This is a genomic window from Streptomyces sp. (genome assembly GCF_035644915.1).
Taxonomy (GTDB): domain Bacteria; phylum Actinomycetota; class Actinomycetes; order Streptomycetales; family Streptomycetaceae; genus Streptomyces.
The window spans coordinates 16,420-38,682 of the sequence record NZ_DASQNP010000078.1; the positions used below are offsets into that span (position 1 = coordinate 16,420).

19 protein-coding genes are annotated in these 22,263 nt (G+C 75.9%); 7 read left to right on the forward strand and 12 right to left on the reverse strand.

From position 1 onward, the window contains the following. The first annotated feature begins 54 nt into the window (after window positions 1-54). Entirely contained in the window at window positions 55-1,641 is a 1,587-nt protein-coding gene (locus VE546_RS08840) for an FAD-dependent oxidoreductase (protein WP_324920386.1), read from the forward strand. Between the two features lie 46 nt (window positions 1,642-1,687). On the opposite strand, the gene VE546_RS08845 is transcribed toward VE546_RS08840, so the two are convergent. From VE546_RS08845 to VE546_RS08865, 5 genes are all read right to left on the reverse strand, one after another. Further along, complete coding sequence (locus tag VE546_RS08845; RefSeq protein WP_324920388.1) at window positions 1,688-2,767, reverse strand: DUF5914 domain-containing protein; 1,080 nt, start codon at window positions 2,765-2,767, stop codon at window positions 1,688-1,690. Continuing rightward, a complete protein-coding gene (locus VE546_RS08850) occupies window positions 2,764-3,765 on the reverse strand; it encodes a phytoene/squalene synthase family protein (RefSeq protein ID WP_324920390.1) in 1,002 nt (333 codons plus the stop codon). The genes VE546_RS08845 and VE546_RS08850 overlap by 4 nt, the downstream gene beginning before the upstream one ends. Beyond that, entirely contained in the window at window positions 3,762-5,336 is a 1,575-nt protein-coding gene (gene crtI, locus VE546_RS08855; protein ID WP_324920392.1) for a phytoene desaturase family protein, read from the reverse strand. The genes VE546_RS08850 and crtI overlap by 4 nt, the downstream gene beginning before the upstream one ends. Beyond that, a complete protein-coding gene (locus VE546_RS08860; RefSeq protein WP_324920394.1) occupies window positions 5,333-6,541 on the reverse strand; it encodes a polyprenyl synthetase family protein in 1,209 nt (402 codons plus the stop codon). Before VE546_RS08860 ends, crtI begins: the two co-directional genes overlap by 4 nt. Window positions 6,542-6,747: 206 nt before the next feature. Beyond that, window positions 6,748-7,140 (reverse strand): hypothetical protein, encoded by a 393-nt coding sequence (locus VE546_RS08865; RefSeq protein ID WP_324920396.1) that lies wholly within the window; start codon window positions 7,138-7,140, stop codon window positions 6,748-6,750. A gap of 80 nt (window positions 7,141-7,220) precedes the next feature. Between VE546_RS08865 and VE546_RS08870 the strand changes: the two genes are divergently transcribed. Continuing rightward, the gene (locus tag VE546_RS08870) at window positions 7,221-8,387 is read left to right on the forward strand and encodes a Gfo/Idh/MocA family oxidoreductase (protein WP_324920398.1); all 1,167 of its coding nucleotides are present in this window, start codon (window positions 7,221-7,223) and stop codon (window positions 8,385-8,387) included. Window positions 8,388-8,418: 31 nt separating this feature from the next. On the opposite strand, the gene lpdA is transcribed toward VE546_RS08870, so the two are convergent. After that, entirely contained in the window at window positions 8,419-9,816 is a 1,398-nt protein-coding gene (lpdA, locus tag VE546_RS08875) for a dihydrolipoyl dehydrogenase (RefSeq protein ID WP_324920400.1), read from the reverse strand. 105 nt (window positions 9,817-9,921) lie between these two features. Between lpdA and VE546_RS08880 the strand changes: the two genes are divergently transcribed. Both VE546_RS08880 and VE546_RS08885 read left to right on the forward strand, forming a co-directional pair. Then, window positions 9,922-10,851 carry a LysR family transcriptional regulator gene (locus tag VE546_RS08880; protein ID WP_324920402.1) on the forward strand — a complete coding sequence of 310 codons (930 nt, stop codon included), beginning with the start codon at window positions 9,922-9,924 and terminating at the stop codon, window positions 10,849-10,851. An 11-nt stretch (window positions 10,852-10,862) separates the two neighbouring features. After that, window positions 10,863-11,252 carry a signal peptidase I gene (locus VE546_RS08885; RefSeq protein WP_324920404.1) on the forward strand — a complete coding sequence of 130 codons (390 nt, stop codon included), beginning with the start codon at window positions 10,863-10,865 and terminating at the stop codon, window positions 11,250-11,252. Between the two features lie 46 nt (window positions 11,253-11,298). Here the strand turns inward: VE546_RS08885 and VE546_RS08890 are convergent, their stop codons facing one another. Together VE546_RS08890 and VE546_RS08895 are read right to left on the reverse strand one after the other, a co-directional pair. Next, window positions 11,299-11,988, reverse strand: coding sequence for an HAD family hydrolase (locus VE546_RS08890; protein ID WP_324920406.1), 690 nt, complete (start codon window positions 11,986-11,988; stop codon window positions 11,299-11,301). Window positions 11,989-12,065: 77 nt separating this feature from the next. Beyond that, on the reverse strand, window positions 12,066-13,001 hold the full coding sequence (locus VE546_RS08895; protein WP_324920430.1) for a YafY family protein: 936 nt from the start codon (window positions 12,999-13,001) through the stop codon (window positions 12,066-12,068). A gap of 105 nt (window positions 13,002-13,106) precedes the next feature. Here VE546_RS08895 and VE546_RS08900 point away from each other — a divergent pair, with 105 nt between their 5' ends. Beyond that, the gene (locus VE546_RS08900; RefSeq protein WP_324920408.1) at window positions 13,107-15,386 is read left to right on the forward strand and encodes an excinuclease ABC subunit UvrA; all 2,280 of its coding nucleotides are present in this window, start codon (window positions 13,107-13,109) and stop codon (window positions 15,384-15,386) included. Between the two features lie 34 nt (window positions 15,387-15,420). Here the strand turns inward: VE546_RS08900 and VE546_RS08905 are convergent, their stop codons facing one another. Next, window positions 15,421-16,371 carry an RluA family pseudouridine synthase gene (locus tag VE546_RS08905; RefSeq protein ID WP_324920410.1) on the reverse strand — a complete coding sequence of 317 codons (951 nt, stop codon included), beginning with the start codon at window positions 16,369-16,371 and terminating at the stop codon, window positions 15,421-15,423. A 144-nt stretch (window positions 16,372-16,515) separates the two neighbouring features. On the opposite strand from VE546_RS08905, the gene VE546_RS08910 reads away from it, so the two are divergent. Next, window positions 16,516-17,055, forward strand: a complete 540-nt coding sequence (locus VE546_RS08910; RefSeq protein ID WP_324920413.1) for a hypothetical protein — start codon at window positions 16,516-16,518, stop codon at window positions 17,053-17,055. A 228-nt stretch (window positions 17,056-17,283) separates the two neighbouring features. Here VE546_RS08910 and VE546_RS08915 read toward each other — a convergent pair whose 3' ends face one another. From VE546_RS08915 to VE546_RS08925, 3 genes are all read right to left on the reverse strand, one after another. Then, entirely contained in the window at window positions 17,284-17,694 is a 411-nt protein-coding gene (locus VE546_RS08915; RefSeq protein WP_324920415.1) for a DUF2267 domain-containing protein, read from the reverse strand. Window positions 17,695-17,818: 124 nt separating this feature from the next. Next, entirely contained in the window at window positions 17,819-20,041 is a 2,223-nt protein-coding gene (locus VE546_RS08920; protein WP_324920417.1) for a glycoside hydrolase family 3 N-terminal domain-containing protein, read from the reverse strand. 260 nt (window positions 20,042-20,301) lie between these two features. Next, the gene (locus VE546_RS08925) at window positions 20,302-21,507 is read right to left on the reverse strand and encodes a glycoside hydrolase family 6 protein (protein ID WP_324920420.1); all 1,206 of its coding nucleotides are present in this window, start codon (window positions 21,505-21,507) and stop codon (window positions 20,302-20,304) included. Between the two features lie 300 nt (window positions 21,508-21,807). On the opposite strand from VE546_RS08925, the gene VE546_RS08930 reads away from it, so the two are divergent. Then, window positions 21,808-22,182 (forward strand): RNA-binding S4 domain-containing protein, encoded by a 375-nt coding sequence (locus VE546_RS08930; protein WP_324920422.1) that lies wholly within the window; start codon window positions 21,808-21,810, stop codon window positions 22,180-22,182. The last annotated feature ends 81 nt before the right edge of the window (window positions 22,183-22,263 follow it).

Below are 22,263 nucleotides of genomic sequence, written 5' to 3' on the forward strand. Positions count from 1 at the left end.
CCTGCCGTCCTGCCGCTCCCCTTCCGCGCGGCCCGTACCCCGGAGTGTCCCGCCATGCCGCTGTCCCGACCCGGACGAACGTCCCCCGCCGCCGACGGCCGTCGCGCGCCCGCCCGGCGCGGGCGCGACCGCCGCGCGGTCGTCCTGCGCCCGGCGCCGGGGCGACCGTCGGCGGGGGACGATGCCCTGCGGGTCGCCGTCGTCGGCGGGGGCATCGCCGGGCTCGCGGCGGCCACGGCGCTGGCCGAGCGGGGCGTGCGGGTCGCCGTCCACGAGCGGGAGCCGTACCTCGGCGGCCGGCTGGCCGGATGGCCGGTGACGCTGGCCGACGGGTCCGCAGCGACGATGAGCCGGGGCTTCCACGCTTTCTTCCGCCAGTACTACAACCTGCGCGGCTTGCTGCGACGGGTGGACGGCGGGCTGGGGATGCTCTCGGGGCTGCCGGACTATCCTCTGGTCCACAGCGGCGGCGCACGGGACGGCTTCGCGCGGGTGCCCCGGACACCGCCGTGGAACGCGCTCTGCTTCGCCGCCCTCAGCCCCACGTTCACCTGGCCGGGGCTGCTGCGCATGGACCCGGTGGCCGCCCTCCCGCTGCTGGACGTGCGGGTGCCGGAGGTGTTCGAGCGGCTCGACGGCACCAGCGCCGCGGACTTCCTGCGCGGCATCCGCTTCCCCGAGGCCGCCGGGCACCTGGCGTTCCGGGTGTTCTCCCGCAGCTTCTTCGCCGACCCCGGGGAGCTGTCGGCGGCCGAGCTGGCGCTGATGTTCCACATCTACTTCCTCGGGTCGAGCGAGGGCCTGATCTTCGACGTGGCCCGCGAGCCGTTCCCCGCCGCCCTGTGGGAGCCGCTGGCGGACTACCTGCGCGGCCACGGCGCCGAACTCCGCACCGGAACGGCCGTGGAGTCGGTCTCCCCCACCCGCCGGGGGACGTACGAGGTGCGGGCGGCCGGGAGCGGGCCCGAGCGGTTCGACGCGGTGGTCCTGGCCCTGGACGCGGCGGGGCTGCGGCGGCTGGTGGACGGCTCCCCCCGCCTCGGCGGCGCCGCCTGGCGCGGACGGATCGCCCGGCTGCGCACCGCCCCGCCGTTCCTGGTGTCGCGGCTGTGGCTGGACCGCCCGGTCCGCCCCGGGCGGCCCGGCTTCCTGGGCACCGGCGGATACGGCCCGCTGGACAACGTCAGCGTGCTGGAGCGGTGGGAGGGCGAGGCGGCCCGCTGGGCGCGGCGCACCGGCGGCTCGGTGGTGGAGCTGCACGCGTACGCCGTCGCGCCCGGCGCCGACCGCGCCGCCGTGCAGCGGCGGCTCGTCGCCGAGCTGCACCGGGTCTACCCCGAGACGCGGCGGGCGCGCGTGGTGGACGCGGTGCACCTGTGGCGCGCGGACTGTCCGCTGTTCGCGGTGGGCTCCTTCGGCGACCGTCCGCGGGTGCGCACCCCCGACCCGGGGGTGGTGCTCGCCGGGGACTGCGTCCGGGTGGACCTGCCGGTGGCGCTGATGGAACGGGCTGCCACCAGCGGCTTCCTGGCGGCCAACGCGCTCCTCGAACGCTGGGGGGTGCGGGGTCAGACGCTGTGGACGGTGCCCGTGGCCGGACGGTCGGCGGGGCTGCGGGCCCTGGCGGCGCTGGGACGCTGAGCCCGGGGGCGCACCGGGCCGGCGGTGCGCCCCCGGACGGAGGCGGTCAGCCGGGGAAGCGGCCCGTGCTGCGCAGCCGCCACCGCCGCTCGGCGTAGGCGAGGTCGTCGCGCCACAGCCGGGCCGCCGCGCGGCGCACCAGCGGCCGCAGCAGCGGGGCCGCCGCCCGGGCCAGCGCGAAGCCGGGCCGGTCGGAGGTGGCGAGCACCGCCTCGGTCACCGCGGTGCGCGGCCGCCCGCGGTCGTCCTCGCCCAGCGGGGTGGCGTGGGTCTCCACCACCGATCCCGCGCCCTCCCCCTCGACGATGCGCATCACCACGGTGCGCGGCTCGGGCGCGGTGAAGACCGCCCGCACCGGAACCGCGCCGCGCGAGGCGACCTTGAAGGTCACCCGGACCACGAAGCGGTCCTCCTCCGGTCCGGCCGGGTCCGCGGTGGCGGCGGGTGCCTGAACGACCGTCAGGTCCGCGAAGGAGTACGGGTGGAACCAGGCGCCGTGCCAGGGGTCGAGGCGGTTGGCGACGACGTCCTCCGGCTCGCACACGCCCTCGGTCTCGGTCACCGCCCACAGGGAGGCGGCCCGCGGCGGCCTGGCCGGGAGCACCGGGCGCTCCCGCGGCTCCTCGCCGCCGGCCGCGTCCAGCCGGACCCAGGCCAGCACCCCGTCGTCGTGCGCGGGGTACGGCTCCCAGCCGGCGGCCCCGCGGCCGTCCAGGGACAGGCCGTGCCAGTGGCAGACCAGCCGGCCGCAGTGCACGGGGCTCTCGCGCAGGGGCGCCCCCAGGTGGGGGCAGGCGCCGGGGCCGGCGACCAGGCGCCCGGCGGCGTCGCGCCAGGCGACGACCTCCGTGCCGGCGACGGTGCGCCCCCGGGCGCGGCCGGGGCGGATTCCCGCCGAGGGGCCCAGGACGTACCAGTTCCCCGAAGGCCGGGCGGCGGCCCGTTTGAGGGCGGCGGCGATGACGGCGGGGGACGCCTCGCGCCAGGTGGGCCGCTGGCCGGCCCAGTCGGCCGGGGCGGCCAGGCGCAGCGGCAGCCCGCGGCGGAGGCGGAGGACGCGGCGGGGCGGGCGGACGGCCCGCCGGGACGCGCCGGGCGCCTGGTCGGGTGTCGTGTCACGGGTCATGGCAGGGCGCTCCTCCCAAGGGCCGGGCGGGCGGCGCCGGCCGTGCGGCGCGCGGGGGCGGGCAGGGCGCGGTGCCGCAGCCGGACGGCGGCGAGACGGGCCAGGCCGTCCAGGGCGACGGCGGCGCGGTGGCGGCCGGGCACGGCGACCCGCCGGTGCAGCACGGCGTAGTCGGCGGTCTCGATCCGCGCCAGGATGCCGCCGTAGAGGATGAACGCCGTGCGGATGCAGGGCCGTGCGACGGGGTCGAGCATGGCGATGCCGGGGTGGGCGTCGCGGTAGACCGACCGGGTGTGCGCGGCGACCTCGCGCAGCGCCGCGCGCACCCGGGGGTGGCCGCGGCCGGTGTCGCGGCACCAGTGCAGCAGTTCGCGGTCGACGCGGTGCCGGGCGAGGACTTCGGCCGGGAGGTAGACGCGGCCGCGGTCCAGGTCCTCGCCGACGTCGCGCAGGAAGTTGGTGAGCTGGAAGGCGATGCCGAGGGCCGCCGCGTGGGGCGCGGCCTCCTCGCGCGGGGTCACGGTGCCCAGCACGGGCAGCATCTGCAGGCCGATGACGGCGGCCGACCCGTGCATGTAGGCGTACAGGTGGCGGTAGGTGGGGTAGTCCGTGACCTCGGTGTCCATGCGCATGGAGGCCATGAAGTCGTGGAACAGCCGGTGGTCGATGTCGTAGACCGAGGCGGTGTGGGCGAGCGCGCGGAGGACGGGGACGGGGCTGTCGGCGCGCAGGCCGGTGCGCAGCTCCTCGTCCAGCGCGGCCAGGGCCCGGGCGCGTTCCCGGGGGGTCCGGGAGCCGCCGGTGTCGTCGACGATGTCGTCCGCCCAGCGGGCGAAGCCGTACAGGGCGTGCACGGCGGGGCGCCGGGCGGGCGGCAGGAGGCGGGTGGCCAGGAAGTAGGTCCGGCCGTGCCGGGCGTTGAGCCGGCGGCAGACGGTGTACGCCTGGCGCAGGGACGGGTCGGTGACGCCCGCGGCGTCCAGCTCCCGGGCCGTCATGGACGCCTCCCGCCCGCGGGGGTGGCGGCAGTGTCGGCCGTGGTGCCGGCGGCGGCCCGGCGGGCGGTGCGGGCGGAGGTGGGGCGGGGGCGCGGGGGCGGGCCGGTGATCCGCTGGGCGGCCAGCTTGCCGGAGATCAGCACGGTGGGCACGCCGACGCCCGGGGTGGTGCCGCAGCCGGCCAGGACGGCGTTGTCCACGCCCCGCACCAGGTTGCGCGGCCGGAAGGGGCCGGTCTGCCAGAAGGTGTGGGCGGCGGAGAAGGGGGTGCCCGCGGCGTGCCCCTGGGCGGCCCAGTCCTCGGGCGTGACCAGGCGCTCCACCTCGACGGATTCCCCCAGGCCGGTCAGTCCCCGGCGTTCCAGTTCGGCCACGACGCTCTCCCGGTAGTGGGGTGCCAGCTCCGGCCAGGGCAGCGGGCCGGTCGCGGTGTTGGGGCAGGGTGCCAGGACGTAGTGCAGGTGGCGGCCCGGCGGGGCCAGGGCGGGATCCGTGGCCGTGGGCCGGGAGACCAGCAGGGAGGGGTCGCTCATCAGGCGCCCGGTGCGGGTCAGTTCGGTGAAGGTGCCGCGCCAGGCGGCGCCGAAGAAGAGGGTGTGGTGGGCCAGTTGGGGCCAGGTGCGCCGGGTGCCGGCGTGGAGCACCACCGCCGAGGGCGAGTGCCGCAGCGGCAGGAGCCTGCGGGGGGCGCGGCCCAGCAGGCGGTAGGTGACGGGCAGGTCCGGGGTGAGGACGACCGCGTCGCAGCGGATGCGGCGGCCGTCGCCGGTGCGCACGGCGACCACCCGGCCGGCCGGCCGCTCCAGGTGCGTCACCTCGCAGCCGTACAGCAGCTCGGCGCCCGCGTCGCGGGCCGCGCCGGCCAGGGCGGCGGGCAGGGCGTGCATGCCGCCGCGGGGGAACCAGACACCGGCGACCGTGTCCATGTAGGCGATGACGGCGTAGGCGGCCAGGGCCCTGGCCGGCGGCACCCCGGCGTACAGGGACTGGAAGGTGAAGACCCGGCGCAGGCGTTCGTCGGACAGGAACCGCCCCACCTGCCCCTCCAGCCGTCCGAAGCCGCCCAGGGCCGCCAGCCGCGCGAGGTCGGGGTGGAGCAATTGGAGGGGGTGGTCGAGGTTGCGGTCGATGAAGCGCCGCACCTGCGCTCGGTACAGGTGCTCCAGCCAGCGCCGCAGCCGCAGGTAGCCCGCCGCCTCGGCCGGTCCGGCGAAGCGGCGCACCTCCTCCTCCATCGCCTCGGCGTCGGTGTGCACCTCCAGGCGGGAGCCGTCGGCGAAGTGGGCCCGGTAGGCGGGGTGCAGGGGCGTCAGCTCCAGCCGCTTCGCCATCGGTTCGCCCACCGCGGCCAGGGCCTCCTCGACCAGGTGGGGCATGGTCAGGACGGTCGGCCCGGTGTCGATGCGGTACCCGCCGGCCTCCAGGCGGCCGGCCCGGCCGCCGGGTGCGGCGGCGCGCTCGACGACCGTGACGCGGCGTCCGGCGCCGAGCAGGTGGAGGGCCGCGGCCAGTCCGGACAGTCCCGCGCCGACGACCACGACGTGGTCGGTGCGCCCGCCGACGGTCCTCATCGCGCCCCCGTTCCCGTGGCCGTGCGGACCACGGCGGCCAGGTGGCGGACGACGACCGGGTCGTCGCAGGTGCGGTAGAGCTGGCGCAGGGCCAGTTCGCTCAGCCGCTCGATCCTCTCCTCCACGGCGGCGCGCACCCCCAGGCCGGTCAGGACCTCCCGGAAGCGCGCGAGCCGCTCGGGGGACAGCGTCCGGTCGCCCAGGCTCTCGCGCAGGACCGCGCGGGCCGAGGTGTCGCCCAGCGCCTCGGCGCGCGCCAGGGCGAGGGCCACCAGGTAGGTCGTCTTGCCCTCGCGCACGTCGTCGCCCGCCGGTTTGCCCGTCTGCCGTGGGTCGCCGAAGACGCCGAGGAGGTCGTCGCGCAGTTGGAAGGCCAGTCCCGCGTTGTGCCCCACGAAGCGCAGTGCGCCGACGAGTTCGGCGTCCGCGCCGTGCAGGGCCGCTCCCAGGTGCAGGGGGCGCTCGACGGTGTAGAGGGCGCTCTTGAGGTAGGCGACGCGCAGCGCCGTCACCGCCGAGGGCCTGCCCGTGGCCTGGGTGTGGAGGTCCAGGAACTGTCCGGCCACCATCTCGGTGCGCATCGCCCGCCACAGCTCCTGCGCCTCCCGCCGGACCGGGCCGTCGGGGAGGGCCTCGGTGAACAGGTCGTCGGCCCAGGCCAGCGCGAGGTCGCCGGCGAGGGTGGCCATCGACGTCCCGTACGTCTCGGGGCGGCCGAGCATGCCGTCCCGCCGGTGGCGCTGGGCGAAGTCGACGTGGAGGGCCGGGCGACCGCGGCGCAGCGCGGAGTCGTCCATCACGTCGTCGTGGATCAGGGCGCAGGTCTGGAGCAGTTCCAGGGCTCCGGCGATCCGCAGCACGGCGTCCGCCTCGTCGCCGCGGGGGTCGCCTCCGGCGGCCCGCCAGCCCCACCACAGGAAGGAGGCGCGCATCCGCTTGCCCCCGCGGAGCACGAACCGCGAGATGCCGTCGGCCAGTTGGGCGCGGAAGGTGTCGTCGACGCCATCGGCCTCCTCGCACCGCTCGGTCACGTAGCGGCGCAGGGTCTCCTCCACCCGGGGGCGGACCTCCTGATCGTCCGGGCCGCCCGGGCCTCCGGGGCCGGTGCCGCCGCTCCGGCCCTCCCCCGGCCGCTCCGGCCCGGGCGGCCCGCCGTGGGGCCGGGAGGAGGAGCCCGGGTCGATCGTGGCCATCGGGCGTCTCACGCGGTGTTCCGCCTCGGGTGGAGAGGGCTGGCGGGCGGCCGCACCGGCAGGGCCGCGGGCGGAGTACGGCTGACGAGCATCGTGGCCCTTCCTCGTCACCATCGGGGTCTCGGGTCGGGTGGAGGACGGCGGCGGGCGGGTGCCCCCCGGCGGCGGCCGGAAACCTCCGCGGAACCTCTGTGACAATTCTTAAGAAATTGTGCATATCAGACATGCGTCGCCGGGGAGGCCACGGTGCGCGACCCGCCATCGCGCCGCCATCTCCACCCGATCGACGCAGGACCGCGGAGCGCCCCGCCCGCGACGGGCGCCCCTGCCCCGGCGGCGGCGTGGTGCCGCGGCGGCTCCAGGGCGGGGCCGGCGTCGTGGCCGGCGTTGCCGACGATGGTCAGCCACCGGTGGCCAGGCGCGGGGGAGGTGTTGTCGCGGCCGACGACGGAGGGGTCGCGGGGCGCCTCCAGGCCGCGTTCGGCGGCGGCGGTCAGGGCCCCGACGCAGGCGATGCCGTTGCGGACGCGGATCGCGGCGGGGCGGGGCGCGCCGGACCGTTCCCACGGCCGCCCACCATGGGCCACGGCCTGCCACGGAGGTGTTGACACACGTCAAGCGCGAGAACCAGAGTTGCGGACGCGATGTGGACCACCGGTCCAAACGGTCCTCGGAGAGAACGGGAAACACCATGGGCAAAGCGGTGACCGGCGTCGCGGTGGTCGGGTTCGGCTGGATGGGACGCGCCCACACCCAGGCCTACGCCCGTCTGGGACACCACTTCCCGGAGCTCGGCGTGCGGCCGGAGCTGGTCTCGGTCGCGGACGAGGTCCCCGGCCGGGCGGAGGAGGCCGCCGAGCGCTACGGGTTCGCCACCGCGGTCCGCGACTGGCGGGAGGTCGCCGCCGATCCGCGGGTGCGGGTGGTGAGCATCACCGCCCCGAACTTCCTGCACCGCGAGATCGGCGTCGCCATGGCCCGGGCCGGCAAGCACATCTGGATCGAGAAGCCCGTCGGGCTCACCACCGCCGACGCGCGGGCGGTCGCCGACGCCCTCGCGGAGGCCGGGCTCCAGGGCGCGGTCGGCTTCAACTACCGCCACGCGCCCGCCGTGTCCGCCGCCCGCGAGATGATCGCCTCCGGTGAGCTGGGCACCGTCACCCATGTGCGCATCCGGCTGTTCAGCGACTACGCCGCGCACCCCGAGTCCGCGCTGACCTGGCGGTACGAGCGCGAGCGCGGCGGCAGCGGCGTGCTGGGCGACCTGGCCTCGCACGGCGTGGACCTGGCCCGTCACCTGGTGGGCGAGATCGATTCCCTCACCGCCGACACCGCGATCTTCCTGGCCCGGCGGGCCCGCCCCACCGGCGCCACCTCCGGCCACGCCCGCGCCACCGGCGGGGAGATGGGGCCGGTGGAGAACGAGGACTACGTCTCCTGCCTGCTGCGCTTCTCCTGCGGCGCGCGGGGCGTCCTGGAGGCCAGCCGGGTCTCCGTCGGCGAGCAGAACAACTACGGCTTCGAGATCCACGGCACCAGGGGCGCGGTGTTCTGGGACTTCCGCCGCATGAACGAGCTGGGTGTCAGCACGGGGAGCACCTACCAGGACCAGTCCGTCAGCACCGTGTACGTCGGCCCGGGCCACGGCCACTACGCCGCGTTCCAGCCCGGCTCGGCCGTCGCCATGGGCTACGACGACCTGAAGGTCATCGAGGCGTACCTCTTCCTGCGGTCCGTCGCCGAGGGGAAGCCGTACGGCGCCACCCTGGCGGACGCCGTCCGCAGCGCCACCGCGCTGGACGCCATGGCCGCCTCCGCCGGGAGCGGCACCTGGGTCTCCCTCGGCGACGGGAGCTGACCGCGCGCCGACGGCCGGGGCCCCACGGGTCTCACCACTGGTGGAGGCCGCGGCCCGCCAGCGTCAGGAACGCCTCGCCGACCGCCTCCGAGAGGGTGGGGTGGGCGTGGATGTGGCGGGCCACGTCGGCCGGCTCCGCGTCCCAGCCGACGATGAGCTGGCCCTCCGCGATCAACTCCGAGACGTGCGGTCCCACCAGGTGCACGCCCAGCACCGGGCCGGAGGGCTCGGCGACGACCTTGACCATCCCGCCCTGCCCGTGCACCAGGCCCTTGGCGACGGCGGTCAGCGGCACCGTGTTGGTCACCGGGGTGACGCCGCGGGCGCGTGCCTGCTCCTCGGTCAGGCCCACCGACGCGGTCTGCGGGCTGGAGTACGTCACGCGCGGGACGGCCGCGTGGTCCAGGGCGGGCGGTGTCAGGCCCGCCAGGGTCTCGGCGACGAGCAGCCCCTCGGCGAAGGAGGCGTGCGCCAGGGCGGGTGACGGCGGCGGCAGCAGGTCGCCGACGACGTGGATGCCGGGGGCGGCGGTCTCCAGACGCGTCCAGTCGGCCGGGGCGACGAAGCCGCGGTCGTCGGCGGCGAGCCCGGCGGCGGCCGGGTTCAGCCCGTCGGTGACCGGGACGCGGCCGACCGCGACCAGCAGCCGCTCCGCCTCCAGGGTCACGGTCTCCCCGCGGGCGGTGCGGACGACGGCGCGCACACCCCCGTCGTACACGCCGGCGTCCAGCAACCGGGCGCCCGTCAGCACCTCGATGCCGCGTCTCTTCAACCCCCGGGCCAGGTGGCGGCCGACGTCGGCGTCCTCCTGCGGAAGCAGCCGGTCGGCCGCCTCGACGACGGTGACCCCGGCTCCGAGGGAGCGGTGGAGGGAGGCGTACTCCACCCCGATGGCGCCTCCTCCCAGCACCAGGACCGAGCCGGGCGGGCCGGGCACGAACAGCGCCTCGTCGCTGGTCACGATCCGCTCGCCATCGGGTTCCAGGCCCGGGAGCGTGCGAGGTCGGGAGCCCGTGGCCAGGACGACGCCCCGGCGCGCGGAGAACTCCTCCCGCCCCACCCGGACGGTGCGCGCCCCGGTCAGCTCGGCGCTGCCGCGCACCACGCGCACGCCCGCACGCGACAGGTGCCCCTCCACGCCCTGGTGGTTGCGGGAGACGATGCCGTCGCGGGTCGCCGTCAGCGCGGCCCAGTCGACACCGTCCACGGTGGCCTTCACACCCCACCGCTCGCGCGCCTCGGCGATGCCGTCCACCAGTTCGGCCGCGTGCAGCATCGCCTTGCTGGGGACGCAGCCGCGGTGCAGGCACGTGCCACCGACCAGGTCGCGTTCCGCGAGGACGACGCCGAGCCCGAGGGCGGCGGCGCGCAGGGCGGTGCTGTAGCCGCCCGTGCCGCCGCCGATGACGATCACGTCCGTCTCGTTCATGCCCCCACCCTCCGGCGGATCGAAGCATGAAGTCCAAGGCAATAATCTTCTCGGAGCCATGAATTTCCCTCATGGCGGCATGGCCTCACCGGGGAGGGCCGGAGCATGAGCCTCCGCCAGATGGAGTACTTCCTCACGGTCGTGGAGGAGTCCTCCTTCACCCGCGCCGCCGAGCTGCTGCACGTCACGCAGTCGGCGCTGTCGCACCAGATCAGGGCCCTGGAGCGGGAGACCGGCGGCGCCCTGCTGGAGCGGCTGCCGCGCGGGGTGCGGCTGACGCCGATGGGCCGCGCCTTCCTGCCGCACGCCGAACGCGCCGTCCACAGCGCCGCGCAGGCCCGCCGGGCGGCACGGGCCGCGGCAGGCGCGACGGGCGGGGAGCTGCACGTGGCGACCGTGCACGCGATCGCCGTCGGGCTGCTGCCGGAAGTCTTCGCCGACTGGAGCCGCGAGCACGGCGGCGTACGGCTCGTGCTGCACGAGTACGCCACCGTGGAGGAGCTGCGCGACCGCCTGGAGCGCGGCGTCGCCGACCTGGCCGTCGGCTACCGGCCCAGGGGCTGGCGGGGACCGGTGGTGGGCGTGGGCGAGGAGGAGATCGTCCTGGTCGTGCCGCGCGGCGACCCGCTGGCCGGGCGCCGGACGGTGGCACTGGCCGAACTCGCCGGACGGCCATGGGTGCGGTGCGCCATGGAACCCCTGGTCGACGGCCGCCTCCTGTTGGACGTCGCCTGTGAGAAGGCCGGGTTCACCCCCCGTACGGCGGTGCGCACCGAGCACACCTCGACCGCGCTCCGGATGGCCGCGGCGGGCACGGGGATCACGCTGGTTCCCGCCCACCTCACCGCGGGCGTGGACTGCGCCACCGCGCGCCTGGACCCGCCCTGGCGCCGTGAGGTGACGGTGTTCTCCCGCGTCCCCCTGGCCGGCGCGGCGGCGGCCTTCGCCGGCCTGCTGCGGCAGCGGTCCGGTGCGCCGCTCCCGGCCGGCGCGCGGGGCAGGGGCGCCGGACGCGCCGCCGCCCCCGGCTGCTAGCGTCCACGGGCATGGACGACGGCGTGTACGTGGGCAACGCGGGCAAGGACGCGGCCCTGGACCGGGGCTGGCTCCTCGGACACTTCAAGGACCCCGGCGACCCCCGGCACAGCGAGGACGTGGAGATCAAGTGGGGTGTCCACCCGCGCGGCGACCGGCGGGCGCGGTGGGTGCGCGGTGAGCGGCGGACGGCCCTGCTGGTGCTGATCAGCGGCCGCTTCCGCATGGAGTTCCCCGGCCGCGACGTCGTGCTGGAGCGGCAGGGCGACTACGTGGTGTGGGGACGCGGGGTCGACCACTCCTGGTACGCGGAGGAGGAGTCGGTGGTCCTGACGGTCCGCTGGCCGTCCGTCCCCGGCTACGCGGTGCCGCTCGAGGACGCGGAGCCACTGCCGTCCTGACGCCGGGCCGCCGCGAGCGGGCCGGGCCCCGGCATGCCCCCGCGGCTCACCCCTCACCGGGCGGGCGGCCCAGCGGGCTGTCGTCGAGGCGGGCCAGCAGATCGGCGGGGTTCTCGTAGACCGCCACCGCCCCCGCCTCCAGCAGCTCCTGCCGGGTGATGCCGCCGGAGAGCACGCCCAGGCAGGGCACGCCCGCCCGCTCGCACGCGGCGACGTCCCACACGGTGTCGCCCACGAAGACGGCCCGGTCCGCACCGACCCCCGCGCGGGAGAGCGCGGAGGTCACCAGGTCGGGCGCCGGTTTGCTGGCCTCCACGTCGTCGGAGCTGGTCGCGGCGGTCACCGCCTCGTCCGCGCCCACCGCCCGCCGCATCGCCTCCAGCTCGTCGCCGTGCGCGGAGCTGGCCAGGACGACCGTCCAGCCGCGGTCGGCGCAGGCCCGCAGCAGCTCGGCGGCGCCGTCCAGCGGGGCCAGGCGCGGCCAGTACTCGGCGTACAGGGTCCGGTGGGCGGCGCTGACGGACGCGGCCTCCTCCGGGTCGTGGTCCTCGCCCAGCAGGCGGGCCAGGAGCTGGTCGCTGCCCATGCCGATGGTCCGGTGGATCAGGGCCATCGGCACCCGGCGGCCCGCCTGCCGCAGCGCCTCCCACCAGGCCACGGTGTGGAGGTAGGTGCTGTCCACCAGGGTGCCGTCCACGTCGAAGAGCACGGCCCGTCCCGTCCCGTCACGGCTCATCCGCAGTCCTTCCGCCGGTTCGCCCCCCGTCCGTGCTTCCCGGGTACCCCGGCGGTCCCGCGGGCATGGGGTCCGCGTCACCCGCCCGCCGCACGGGCAATGCGCCGGGCGAGTTCCCGGGAGTACTCGATCAGCTCGGGCGGCCCCTCGACGGTGTAGGGCACCCCGACCATGGCGAGCGTGATGGCCAGCCACTCCCAGGAGTCGGCGACCGTGACGTAGCGGCAGGTGCGCTCGTCGAGCGCCTCCAGCGACCCCGCCTCCGCCACCAGCCGTTCGGAGACGACCTCGACCGGGGCGTCGAAGCGCACCACGCCCCGGTGCCGGCTGATGGGGAGCCGGGCGGACGCCTGGACGAAGCCCACCGCGCCGTCCGGCGGCAGGTCGCGCGGGGTGAAGGTGGTGCCCGGCACGGCCGGTTCCGCGATCCGGTCGATGCGGAAGGTGCGCCAGTCCCGGCGGTCCAGGTCCCAGCCGAGCAGGTACCAGCGCCTGCCCAGCAGCACCTGGCGGTAGGGCTCGACCCGCCGCTCGCTGCGCTCGCCGCTCCGGCTGGTGTACGTGAACCGCACGTCCTGACGGTGGTGCGCGGCCGTGCCCAGCAGGTGGAGGGTGCGCAGGTCCGGTGCGGGCGCGGCGCGGGAGGCGATCTCGGTGGAGGCCAGCACCGCCTCCATCCGGTGCCGCAGCCGGGAGGGGAGCACCTGCTCCAGCTTGCGCAGGGCGGCCTCCGCCGCGCCGCCGTCGTGGTGGGCCTGCGCCGACGCGGCGAGCCGCAGGCCCACCACGACGGCCACCGCCTCCTCGTCGGTGAGCAGCAGCGGCGGCATGGCCCGGCCCGCCACCAGCCGGTAGCTGCCGCCCGGGCCGGGCGAGGAGACCACCGGGTACCCCAGGTCGCGCAGGCGGCCGATGTCCCGCCGCAGGGTGCGCGGCGAGGTGCCCAGGCGGGCGGCCAGCTCGGTGCCCGGCCAGGCGCGTCCGCTCTGGAGCAGGGAGAGGAGTTCCAGCATCCGCCCGCTCGGCCCGCCCGCGCCGTCCGTCGTTCCGTTCACGCCTTTGAGACTGCCAGGAGATGCGGCCGGAATCCGGCCGCATCCCCTCCTAGCGTCGGCGGCATGGCACAGGACCACATCCGCGTCACCGGAGCCCGCGAGCACAACCTCAAGGGCGTCACCGTCGCGATCCCCAAGCGGCGCCTCACGGTCGTCACCGGCGTGTCCGGGTCGGGCAAGTCGTCGCTGGTGTTCGACACCATCGCCGCCGAGTCGCAGCGGCAGCTCAACGAGACCTTCACCTCCTTCGTGCGCAACCGGCTGCCCCGCTACGGCCAGCCCGACGCGGACTCCATCGAGAACCTGTCCGCCGCGATCGTGGTGGACCAGAGGCGGCTGGGCGGCGGGGCGCGCTCCACCGTCGGCACCGTCACCGACATCTACTCCCTGATGCGTCTGCTGTGGTCGCGGGCGGGCCGGCCGTTCGTGGGCTACTCCAACGCGTTCTCCTTCAACGACCCGCAGGGCATGTGCCCGAGGTGCGCGGGCCTGGGCACGGTGCGCGGCATCGACCTGGACGAGCTCCTCGACCGCCGCCTCTCGCTCAACGAGGGCGCCATCCGGTTCCCCACCTTCCACGTCGGCGGGTGGATGTGGCGCACCTACGCCGACTCCGGGCTGTTCGACAACGACAAGCCGCTGGCCGACTACACCCCCGAGGAGTGGGAGGCGTTCCTCCACGGCGCCGACGCGACCGTGCGCCTGCCCAGCCAGGGCGGACCGGTGCCGGCGAAGTACGAGGGGCTGCTGGAGCGCTTCACCCGGATCTGGCTGCCCAAGGACGCCGAGTCGCTCAGGGGCCGCACCCGGGAGGCGTTCGAGCGGGTGGTCACCGAGGAGACCTGCCCGAAGTGCGACGGCGCCCGGCTCTCCCCCGAGGCCCTGTCCTGCCGGCTGGGCGGGCGCACCATCGCCGAGTGCGCGGCGCTGGAGGCCGGGGAGCTGGCGGAGTTCCTGCGCGGCCTGGAGGTGTCCGACAGCGCGCCGGTGGTCGCCTCGCTGCTCGCCCAGGTGGAGCGGCTGGTCGCGATCGGGCTCGGCTACCTCACCATGGACCGGCCCACCTCGACGCTGTCCGGCGGGGAGTCCCAGCGGGTGAAGATGGTCCGCCACCTGGGCAGCAGTCTGACCGACATGACCTACGTCCTGGACGAGCCCAGCGTCGGCCTGCACCCGGCGGACGTGGCCCAGCTCGTCGGGATGCTGCGGGACCTGCGGGACAAGGGGAACACCGTCGTGGTCGTCGAGCACGACCCGGACGTGATCGCGGCCGCCGACCACGTCGTCGACATGGGCCCCGGCGCCGGGCAGAACGGCGGCGAGGTCGTCTACCAGGGCGACGTGGCCGGTCTGGCCGCCGCCGGCACCCCCACCGGCGTCCATCTGGGGAGCCGGCCCCGGCTCAAGGACGCACCCCGCACGCCGAGGGGCTTCGCGGAGATCCGCGGCGCCACCCGGAACAACCTGCGCGGCGTGGACGCGGACATCCCCCTGGGGGTGCTGACGGTGGTGACCGGGGTCGCCGGGTCGGGCAAGAGCACGCTGGTGCACGGCTTCCTGCCGCGGGTGTGCCCGGACGCCGTCCTGGTCGACCAGAGCCCGATCCGCGCCTCCCGGCGTTCCAGTCCGGCCACCTACACCGGAATCCTGGACCCCATCCGCGCCCTGTTCGCCGCCGAGAACGGGGTGAGCGCCTCGCTGTTCAGCCCCAACTCCGAGGGCGCGTGCGGACGGTGCGACGGCCTGGGGGTGGTCTACACCGACCTGGCGTTCCTGGACCCGATGGTGAGCCTGTGCGAGGAGTGCCGGGGCCGCCGGTTCACCGACGAGGTCCTGCGGTACCGCTGCCGCGGGCTCTCCATCGGCGACGTGTTCGAGCTCAGCGCGCGGGAGGCCGTGGAGGTCTTCCCCGAGCCCCGCATCGGCGGGGTGCTGCGGCGGCTGGTGGACGTCGGGCTGGACTACCTGTCGCTGGGGCAGCCGCTGAACACCCTCTCGGGCGGGGAGCGCCAGCGGCTGAGGCTCGCCGACGAGCTCGACCGGCACGACCGCACCTACGTCTTCGACGAGCCCACCACCGGCCTGCACCCCTCGGACACGGCCGGCCTGCTCGCCCTGTTCGACCGGCTGGTCGAGGCCGGCGGCACGGTCGTCGTCATCGAGCACAACCTGGAGGTGATGGCCCGCGCGGACTGGATCGTCGACCTGGGCCCGGGGCCGGGGCGCCGCGGCGGGCGGGTCGTCTTCCAGGGCCCTCCCGGGGAGCTGCTGCGCACCCCGGACGCGGTCTCGGTCACCGCGCGCCACCTGCGCCGGGCCGTGGGCGCCCCGCCGGTCCGGTGACCCCGGCCCGGCCCGCCGGACCGGCGGGACGGCCCTACGCGGTCCCCTCCCCGGCCCGGTCCCGGTGGGAGGTCCAGGCCGCCAGCGTGCGGCGGCTGGTGAAGCGGCGGACGCGGCCGGTGAGCGGGTCGGTGAACTCCAGCGTCCTGGCGAGCAGTTGCAGGGGGCGGCGGAAGTCGTCCGGGGCGCGCTCGACGAGGCGGGGGTAGAGCGGGTCGCCCAGGATGGGGACGCCCAGGCCGCTCATGTGCAGGCGGAGCTGGTGGGTGCGGCCGGTGAGCGGCACCAGCCGGTAGCGGCCGAGTCCGCCGCGGTGCTCCAGGAGCTCGATCCGGCTCTCGCTGTTGGGCTCCCCCGGCACCTCCCGGGCGGCCATGGTCCCGCGCTCCTTGACGATCCGGTTGCGCACCGTGCGGGGCAGCTCCAGCTCCGGGTCGTACGGCGCGACGGCCTCGTACTCCTTGCGCACCAGCCGGTCCCGGAAGAGGTTCTGGTAGGCCGCGCGGTGCTCCGGGCGGACGGTGAACATCACCACGCCCGCGGTGAGCCGGTCCAGCCGGTGGGCCGGGCTGAGCGCGGGCAGCCCCAGGTCCCGGCGCAGCCGCGCCAGCGCGGTCTCGGTCACGTGCCGGCCGCGCGGCGTGGTGGCCAGGAAGTGCGGCTTGTCCGCGACGACCAGGGTGTCGTCGCGGTACAGCACCTCCACGGCGTACGGCACCGGCACCTCCGGGACCAGCTCCCGGTGGAACCACAGGTACGCGCCCGGCACGTACGGGGCGTCGGGGGCGACCGGCCCGTCCACGCCCCAGACCCGGCCCTCGCGCAGCATGGCGTCGACCAGTGCGGGGGCCACCGCGGACAGCCGGTCGACCAGGTGCTCCCGGACGGTCGTCCAGGGGCCGGTGGCGGGCAGCCTGAGGCGGACCGGGTCTATGCCGTGTCGCTGGGGCAGGGGGGAGGGCGGTACCGCGCGTCTGTTCCTCATCGCGGGCACCAAGCCTAGGCCGCCCCTGCCGGTCCCCCGCGCCGTCCCCGCCCTCCCCGGTGCGCGACCGGAACGCGGCGGGAAGGGGGCGGGGGCGCGCCGCCGTAGGATCGGGGCTGCTCGCACCCGCCCGGGAGGTAACCGGTGTCCCCTCAGACCCCTCGCATCCTGACCGACCTCGACGACTGCGCCGCCCAGGCGTCCCGGGACCAGGGCGGTGCTCTGTGGCGGCTGACCGAACGGGACCGGCAGCTCGACGCCAACCTGGTGCGGCTGCCTCCGGGGGCGTCCGTCGGCGAGCACGTCGAGAACGATCTGGACGTCCTGCTGCTCGTGGTCGACGGCGGCGGGGAGATCGAGGACGGTGCGGGCGGCCGGCAGGCGCTCGCGCCCAAGGCCGTGGTGTGGCTGCCGCGCACCTCGCGGCGGGCCCTGCGGGCGGGTCCGGAGGGGCTGGTCTACCTGACCGTCCACCGGCGGCGGCCCGGGCTGGCCGTCCGCGGCCGTGCGTCGGCCGGGGAGCGGGTGCCGGCCGGAGGACTCGCTCCCGCCGGGGACGGCGGTGGCGAGCCGCCGTGCCTGCTGGACCGGGTGTGTCCGGCGTGCGGCCGGATGAACGAGCGGGCGGGTGTCGTCGCCTGCGAACGGTGCGGCGAGCCGCTGCCGTCCGCGCCGCCGGCCTGAGCCGCCGGGCCGCCGGGGCTTTCCGGGGGTCGTCCGGGCCGTCAGGTCCGCTGGCAGGAGTACAGGACCAGCAGCAGGACGGCCGTACCGGCCAGGCTGACCAGCAGGGAGCCGAGGCATCCGGTCCGGTTGGAGAAGAAGACGAACACGGTCACCGTCTCAGGGGTCGTCGTGCGGGTGCCCCGGCCGCCGCCGGAGCACCGGGCCGGTGGTCGTCACCGCCCGCGGTCACGCGTGCCCCGAGCTGCCCGAGAAAAGCATCCGGGCCAGCTCCCCGTCCAGGGAGGGGCGGATCTTCGCCGAGCACGTCCCGCCGGTGGCCTCGTCGACGACCTCGATCACGCACCGGGCCTCGTGGATGGCCTTGGGCCGGTCGGTGGAGGCGCGGCGCGCGACGCGGTCGAAGAACTCCCGGGTGCTCATCCGCGTGCCGGAGTCCGGCTCGTCGGGCGCCTGCGCCACCCTGCGCAGGTGCTCGCCCACCTCGCGTGGGAGCTGGGCGGCCAGTTTCTCCGCCACCGTCGCCGGGACGCGTTCGGCGAGGGTCTCCAGACTGGCCCGGGTGGCCGTCTCGGCCGCGCCGGTGCTGTCCAGCCGGGCACGTGCCTGGACCTGGCCAAGGAAGGTGTCGTACCGCATGGTTCACCCGTCCCTTCTCGGCTGACCCGGCACCGGTACCCGGGCGCGCCGGACGGAAACCGGCGGCTCCCGTTCCGGTTCCGGCCGTGCCCGGCACCGGAACCGGAACGGGAACGGTGGCGGATCAGGGGCTGGTGCAGAGGGTGGCCGGAACGGCGGGGGAACCGGTGGCGGTGAAGCCGAACGTCGCCGAGGCCCGGGGAGCCACCCGCGCGCTCCAGCCGGTGCCGGTGACGGAGACGGAGTTCCCGGAGCGGGTGAGCGTGCCGTTCCAGACGCTGTCGATCGTGAGGTCGCCCGGCAGCGTCCACTCCACCCGCCAGCCGTCGAGGGGCGCGTCACCGTTGTTGCGCACCGTCACCTCGGCCTGGAAGCCGCCGGACCACTGGTTGACGATCCGGTAGTCGGCGGTGCACCGCGCCTGCCCGGGGCCGTCGGGGGCGTCCGGGTCCCCCGGCCCGGTGTCGGCGTAGGTGAGCCCGTGGCCGAAGGGGAACAGCGGCTCCTTGCCGTCGCCGTCGTTGATCGGCTGCTGGCTCGCCGACCGCATCCAGGTCATCGGCAGCCGGCCCGTCGGCGCGTGGTCGCCGTAGAGCACGTCGGCCACCCCGGCGCCCTCGGTGCCCGGCAGCCAGGCGGCGAGCAGCGCGTCCCACTCGCCGAGCCGGTCGGCGATGTCCAGCGGCCGTCCCGAGACGAGGACGACCACGACCGGCACCCCGGAGGCCCGCAGCCGGGAGAGGGTGGCCAGGTCCTCCTGGTCCAGGCCCATCGCCCCGGGCCGGTCGCCCTCCATCTCCGCGTACGGGGTCTCGCCGACGACGGCCACGGCCACGTCGTAGGAGCCGTCGATGCCGTTGCCGTGGCGGTCGTAGGTCACCCTCGACGGGTCGGACGCCACCGAGCGCATGCCCTGGAGGATGGTCGTGCCCGGGGTGATGTTCCCGCTCCTCCCCTGCCAGGTGATGGTCCAGCCGCCGCTCTGGTTGCCGATGTCGTCGGCGTTCTTGCCGGCCACGAAGACCTTCGCCGACTTGCTCAGCGGCAGTACGCCCCCGGAGTTCTTCAGCAGCACCTGGGAGGCGCGCACCGCCTCGCGGGCCAGTTGCCGGTGGGCGGCGGAGCCGACGGTGGAGGTGTAGGAGCGGTCGGTGTAGGGGTTCTCGAAGAGTCCCAGTTCGAACTTCTTGGCCAGGATGCGGCGGTTGGCGTCGTCGATGCGCGCCATCGGCACCCGTCCGGCCCGGACCTCGCCGCGCAGCAGCTCGATGAACCTGCGGTAGTCGTGCGGCACCATGACCATGTCGATGCCGGCGTTGACCGCGTCCCGGACCTCGGTGGCGGTGAAGCCCTCCCGGCCGTCGAGCTGGTCGATGCCCGCCCAGTCGGAGACCACGAAGCCGGTGAAGCCCAGCTCGCCCTTGAGGACATCGGTGATCAGGTAGCGGTGGCCGTGCATCTTGACGCCGTTCCAACTGCTGTAGGAGACCATCACGGAGCCCACGCCCCGCTCCACCGCCTCCCGGAACGGCGGCAGGTGGACCGCGCGCAGCTCGGCCTCGCTCAGCTCGGTGTCGCCCTGGTCGTCGCCCCCGGTGGTGCCGCCGTCGCCGAGGTAGTGCTTGGCGGTGGCCAGGATCGAGCCGGGCGCGCCGAGCGAGGCGCCCTGGAGGCCCTCGATCAGCGTGGTCATCGCGCCGGGCAGCTCGGGCTTCTCGCCGAAGGACTCGTAGGTGCGTCCCCAGCGGTCGTTGCGCGCCACGCACAGGCAGGGCGCGAAGGTCCAGTCGACGCCGGTGCCGGAGACCTCCTCGGCGGTGGCCCGTCCGATCCGCCGCACCAGGTCGGGGTCGCGGGTGGCCCCTAGCCCGATGTTGTGCGGGAAGATCGTGGCGCCCCGCACGTTGTTGTGGCCGTGCACGGCGTCCACGCCGTAGATCATGGGGATGCCCAGCGGGGCGGAGAGCGCGATGCGCTGGAAGGAGTCGTACATCTCCGCCCACGCCTGGGGGGTGTTGGGGGTGGGGACGGAGCCCCCGCCGGAGAGGACGGAGCCGATGCGGTAGGTCGCCAGGTCCGACGGCGGGTTCAGCGCGCCGCGGTCGACCTGGGTCATCTGGCCGATCTTGTCGTCGAGCGTCATCCGGGACAGCAGGTCCTCGACGCGGTCGTCCACCGGCAGCGTCGGGTCCTCGTAGGCGGGCGGCGCCTCGGCCGACGCCGTCGTGGGCGCGCTGTTCAGGCTGCACGCGACCATGAGGCTCACGGCGGCGCCTGTGGTGAGCCGCCGCAGCCTGTCCCGCATCACGGTCCGTCCGGTGGTCCCTTTCGTCGTCCGTCTGGTCACGGTCTCGTCCTTCCGGTGGGGGCGGAAACTTGCGGCCCGGGGTCTCCACCGGCCCGGCCCACGGCCGCCGGGCCGGTCCGGACGGGTCTGCGCTTCTCGCACGGCTCCGGACGGGGCTGGAGTCGGCCGTCCGGCCCCGGCGGAGGAGACACCGGGGCCGGACGTGGAACCGGTTCGGCGGCACGCCCTCATCGCGCCGCCGAACCGGGTGTCCCCGGCCGGGACTCCAGGCGCGGTGAGTCCCGGACGGGTGGTCGGGGTCACGGGCGCAGCGGCGGCTCCGCGTTGCGCACCAGCTCCAGTGCCTGCTCCGGGAACCACTCGCCGGCCGGCGGGTCGACCGTGCCGCGCGCGGGGTCCTCCGGTCCCTCGGTGCCGCGCAGGCACTCGCCGTCCGACTCGCCGGGGATCTTGATCCACAGGCGGGCGTCGTGCAGCGGGTCGCCGGTGCGGGTGGTCGGCCGCTCGCCGAGGCCGCGGTCCGGCGGGTTGCACCAGTCCTGCGGGTCGGGGTACTGGTCGGTGTCCGGGTACCAGGGGCCCCGGCCGTTGCGGCTGGTGTCGGTGACGAAGTGGGGCTGGTCGGCCGGGTCGGCGGTGACGTGCTCCGCCAGCCACGCCCGGGCGTCGTCCTCGTCCCACCACTGGTTCGGGCAGGAGGCCGGGTCGCCGCCGCCCAGGGTGTACTCCAGGCAGCCGGAGACCAGCCGGCCGTACCGGGCCAGTTCGTCGTCGGTCCGGTAGTTGGAGGCGTTGAGGTAGAAACCCCGGGTCCTGGCGACTCCCGCCTCGACCAGCCGCGGCACGATGGAGTTGACGCTGTGCCAGTTGCTGTGGCCGGCGTCGAGGTAGACGGTCGTGCCGGGCAGGGCGGTGAGGGTGTCGACGGCGTGGCCGACCTCCTCGTAGCGGGCGGCCGTCAGGGTGCCCTCGGCGTCGTCCTGGCCGCAGTCGGAGGGCAGCAGGGCGAGGGAGTCGGGTTCGAGGACGACCAGCGCCCTCCGCTCGCCGATGCCCGCGGCGACCTCGTCGATCCACGCCTTGTACTCGGCGGTGTCGGCGGCGCCTCCCGCGGAGTACTGCGAGCAGTCGCGTCCGGGGACGTTGTAGAGGGCCAGCACCGGCAGGGCGTGCTCGCGCGCCGCGTCCCTCACGACGCGGCGGACCTCGTGCCGGACGCGGCCGTCGTCGCCCTTGCCGTCGAACCAGACGGCCTGGGGCGTCGCGACCATCCGGGCGATGCCGGCGGCGTCCTCGTGCTCCCCCGCCCGGACCAGCGCCCTGATCTGCTCGTGCGCGTCCGGGTTGGCGGGCGGCACGTACAGGCGCGTCTGCCCCGGTCGTCCTCCTCCGGCCGCCGGTCCGGGGGCGTCGGCGGCACCGGCCGCCCCGGAGGGGGCGGCGAGCAGCGTCAGCACGGCGACGGCCCCGGCGCCGACGGCCACTCCTCTTCTCCGTCTGTGCACGTGTCCTGGCTCCTGACGTGAGCAACGTGGCGGAACGCTCCGTCGAAGGTCGGCCCGACGACCCATGGGAGCGCTCCCAAACCCGTTGCCCGACCTTCCTCCCGTCAGCGCCGCACGTCAAGCCCCCGCGTCCCGGTTTTCTGCACCGGCCCCTCCGCCGCGCTCCGTGCGTCCGGCCCTCCATTGCACGGGCGAAGCGTGAAGATTTCCAGGGAAGCGTGAAGATCCCGCCGGGGACGGGCCGCATCGCACCCGGAACACCGGGCGCGGCGGGCGGCGGTCCTCCTCTAGAGTCGGGGTATGGCTGCAGACGAGGGGAGCGTGCGGGTCGACAGCTGGATCTGGTCCGTACGGCTCACCAAGACACGTTCGACGGCCGCCGCCGCCTGCCGCGGCGGCCATGTCCGCATCAACGGCGAACGCGCGAAGCCGGCCCAGCCGGTGCGCCCCGGGGACGAGGTGCGACTGCGCCACCTGGGCCGGGAGAGGATCGTGATCGTCAAGCGCCTGGTGCGCAAGCGGGTCGGGGCGGCGGTGGCGGCGGAGTGCTTCGTCGACAACAGCCCGCCCCCGCCGCCGCGCGAGTACGCCGCCCCGGTCGCCCGGCGCGAGCGCGGCGCCGGCCGGCCGACCAAGCGGGAGCGGCGCGAGCTGGAACGGCTGCGCGGTCGCTGACGCCGCCCGGGGCGGGCGCGGCCGGGACGGACGCGCGCCCGCCGGCTTCCGCACCGCCCGCCGCCGGCGCGGGGGCCCGGG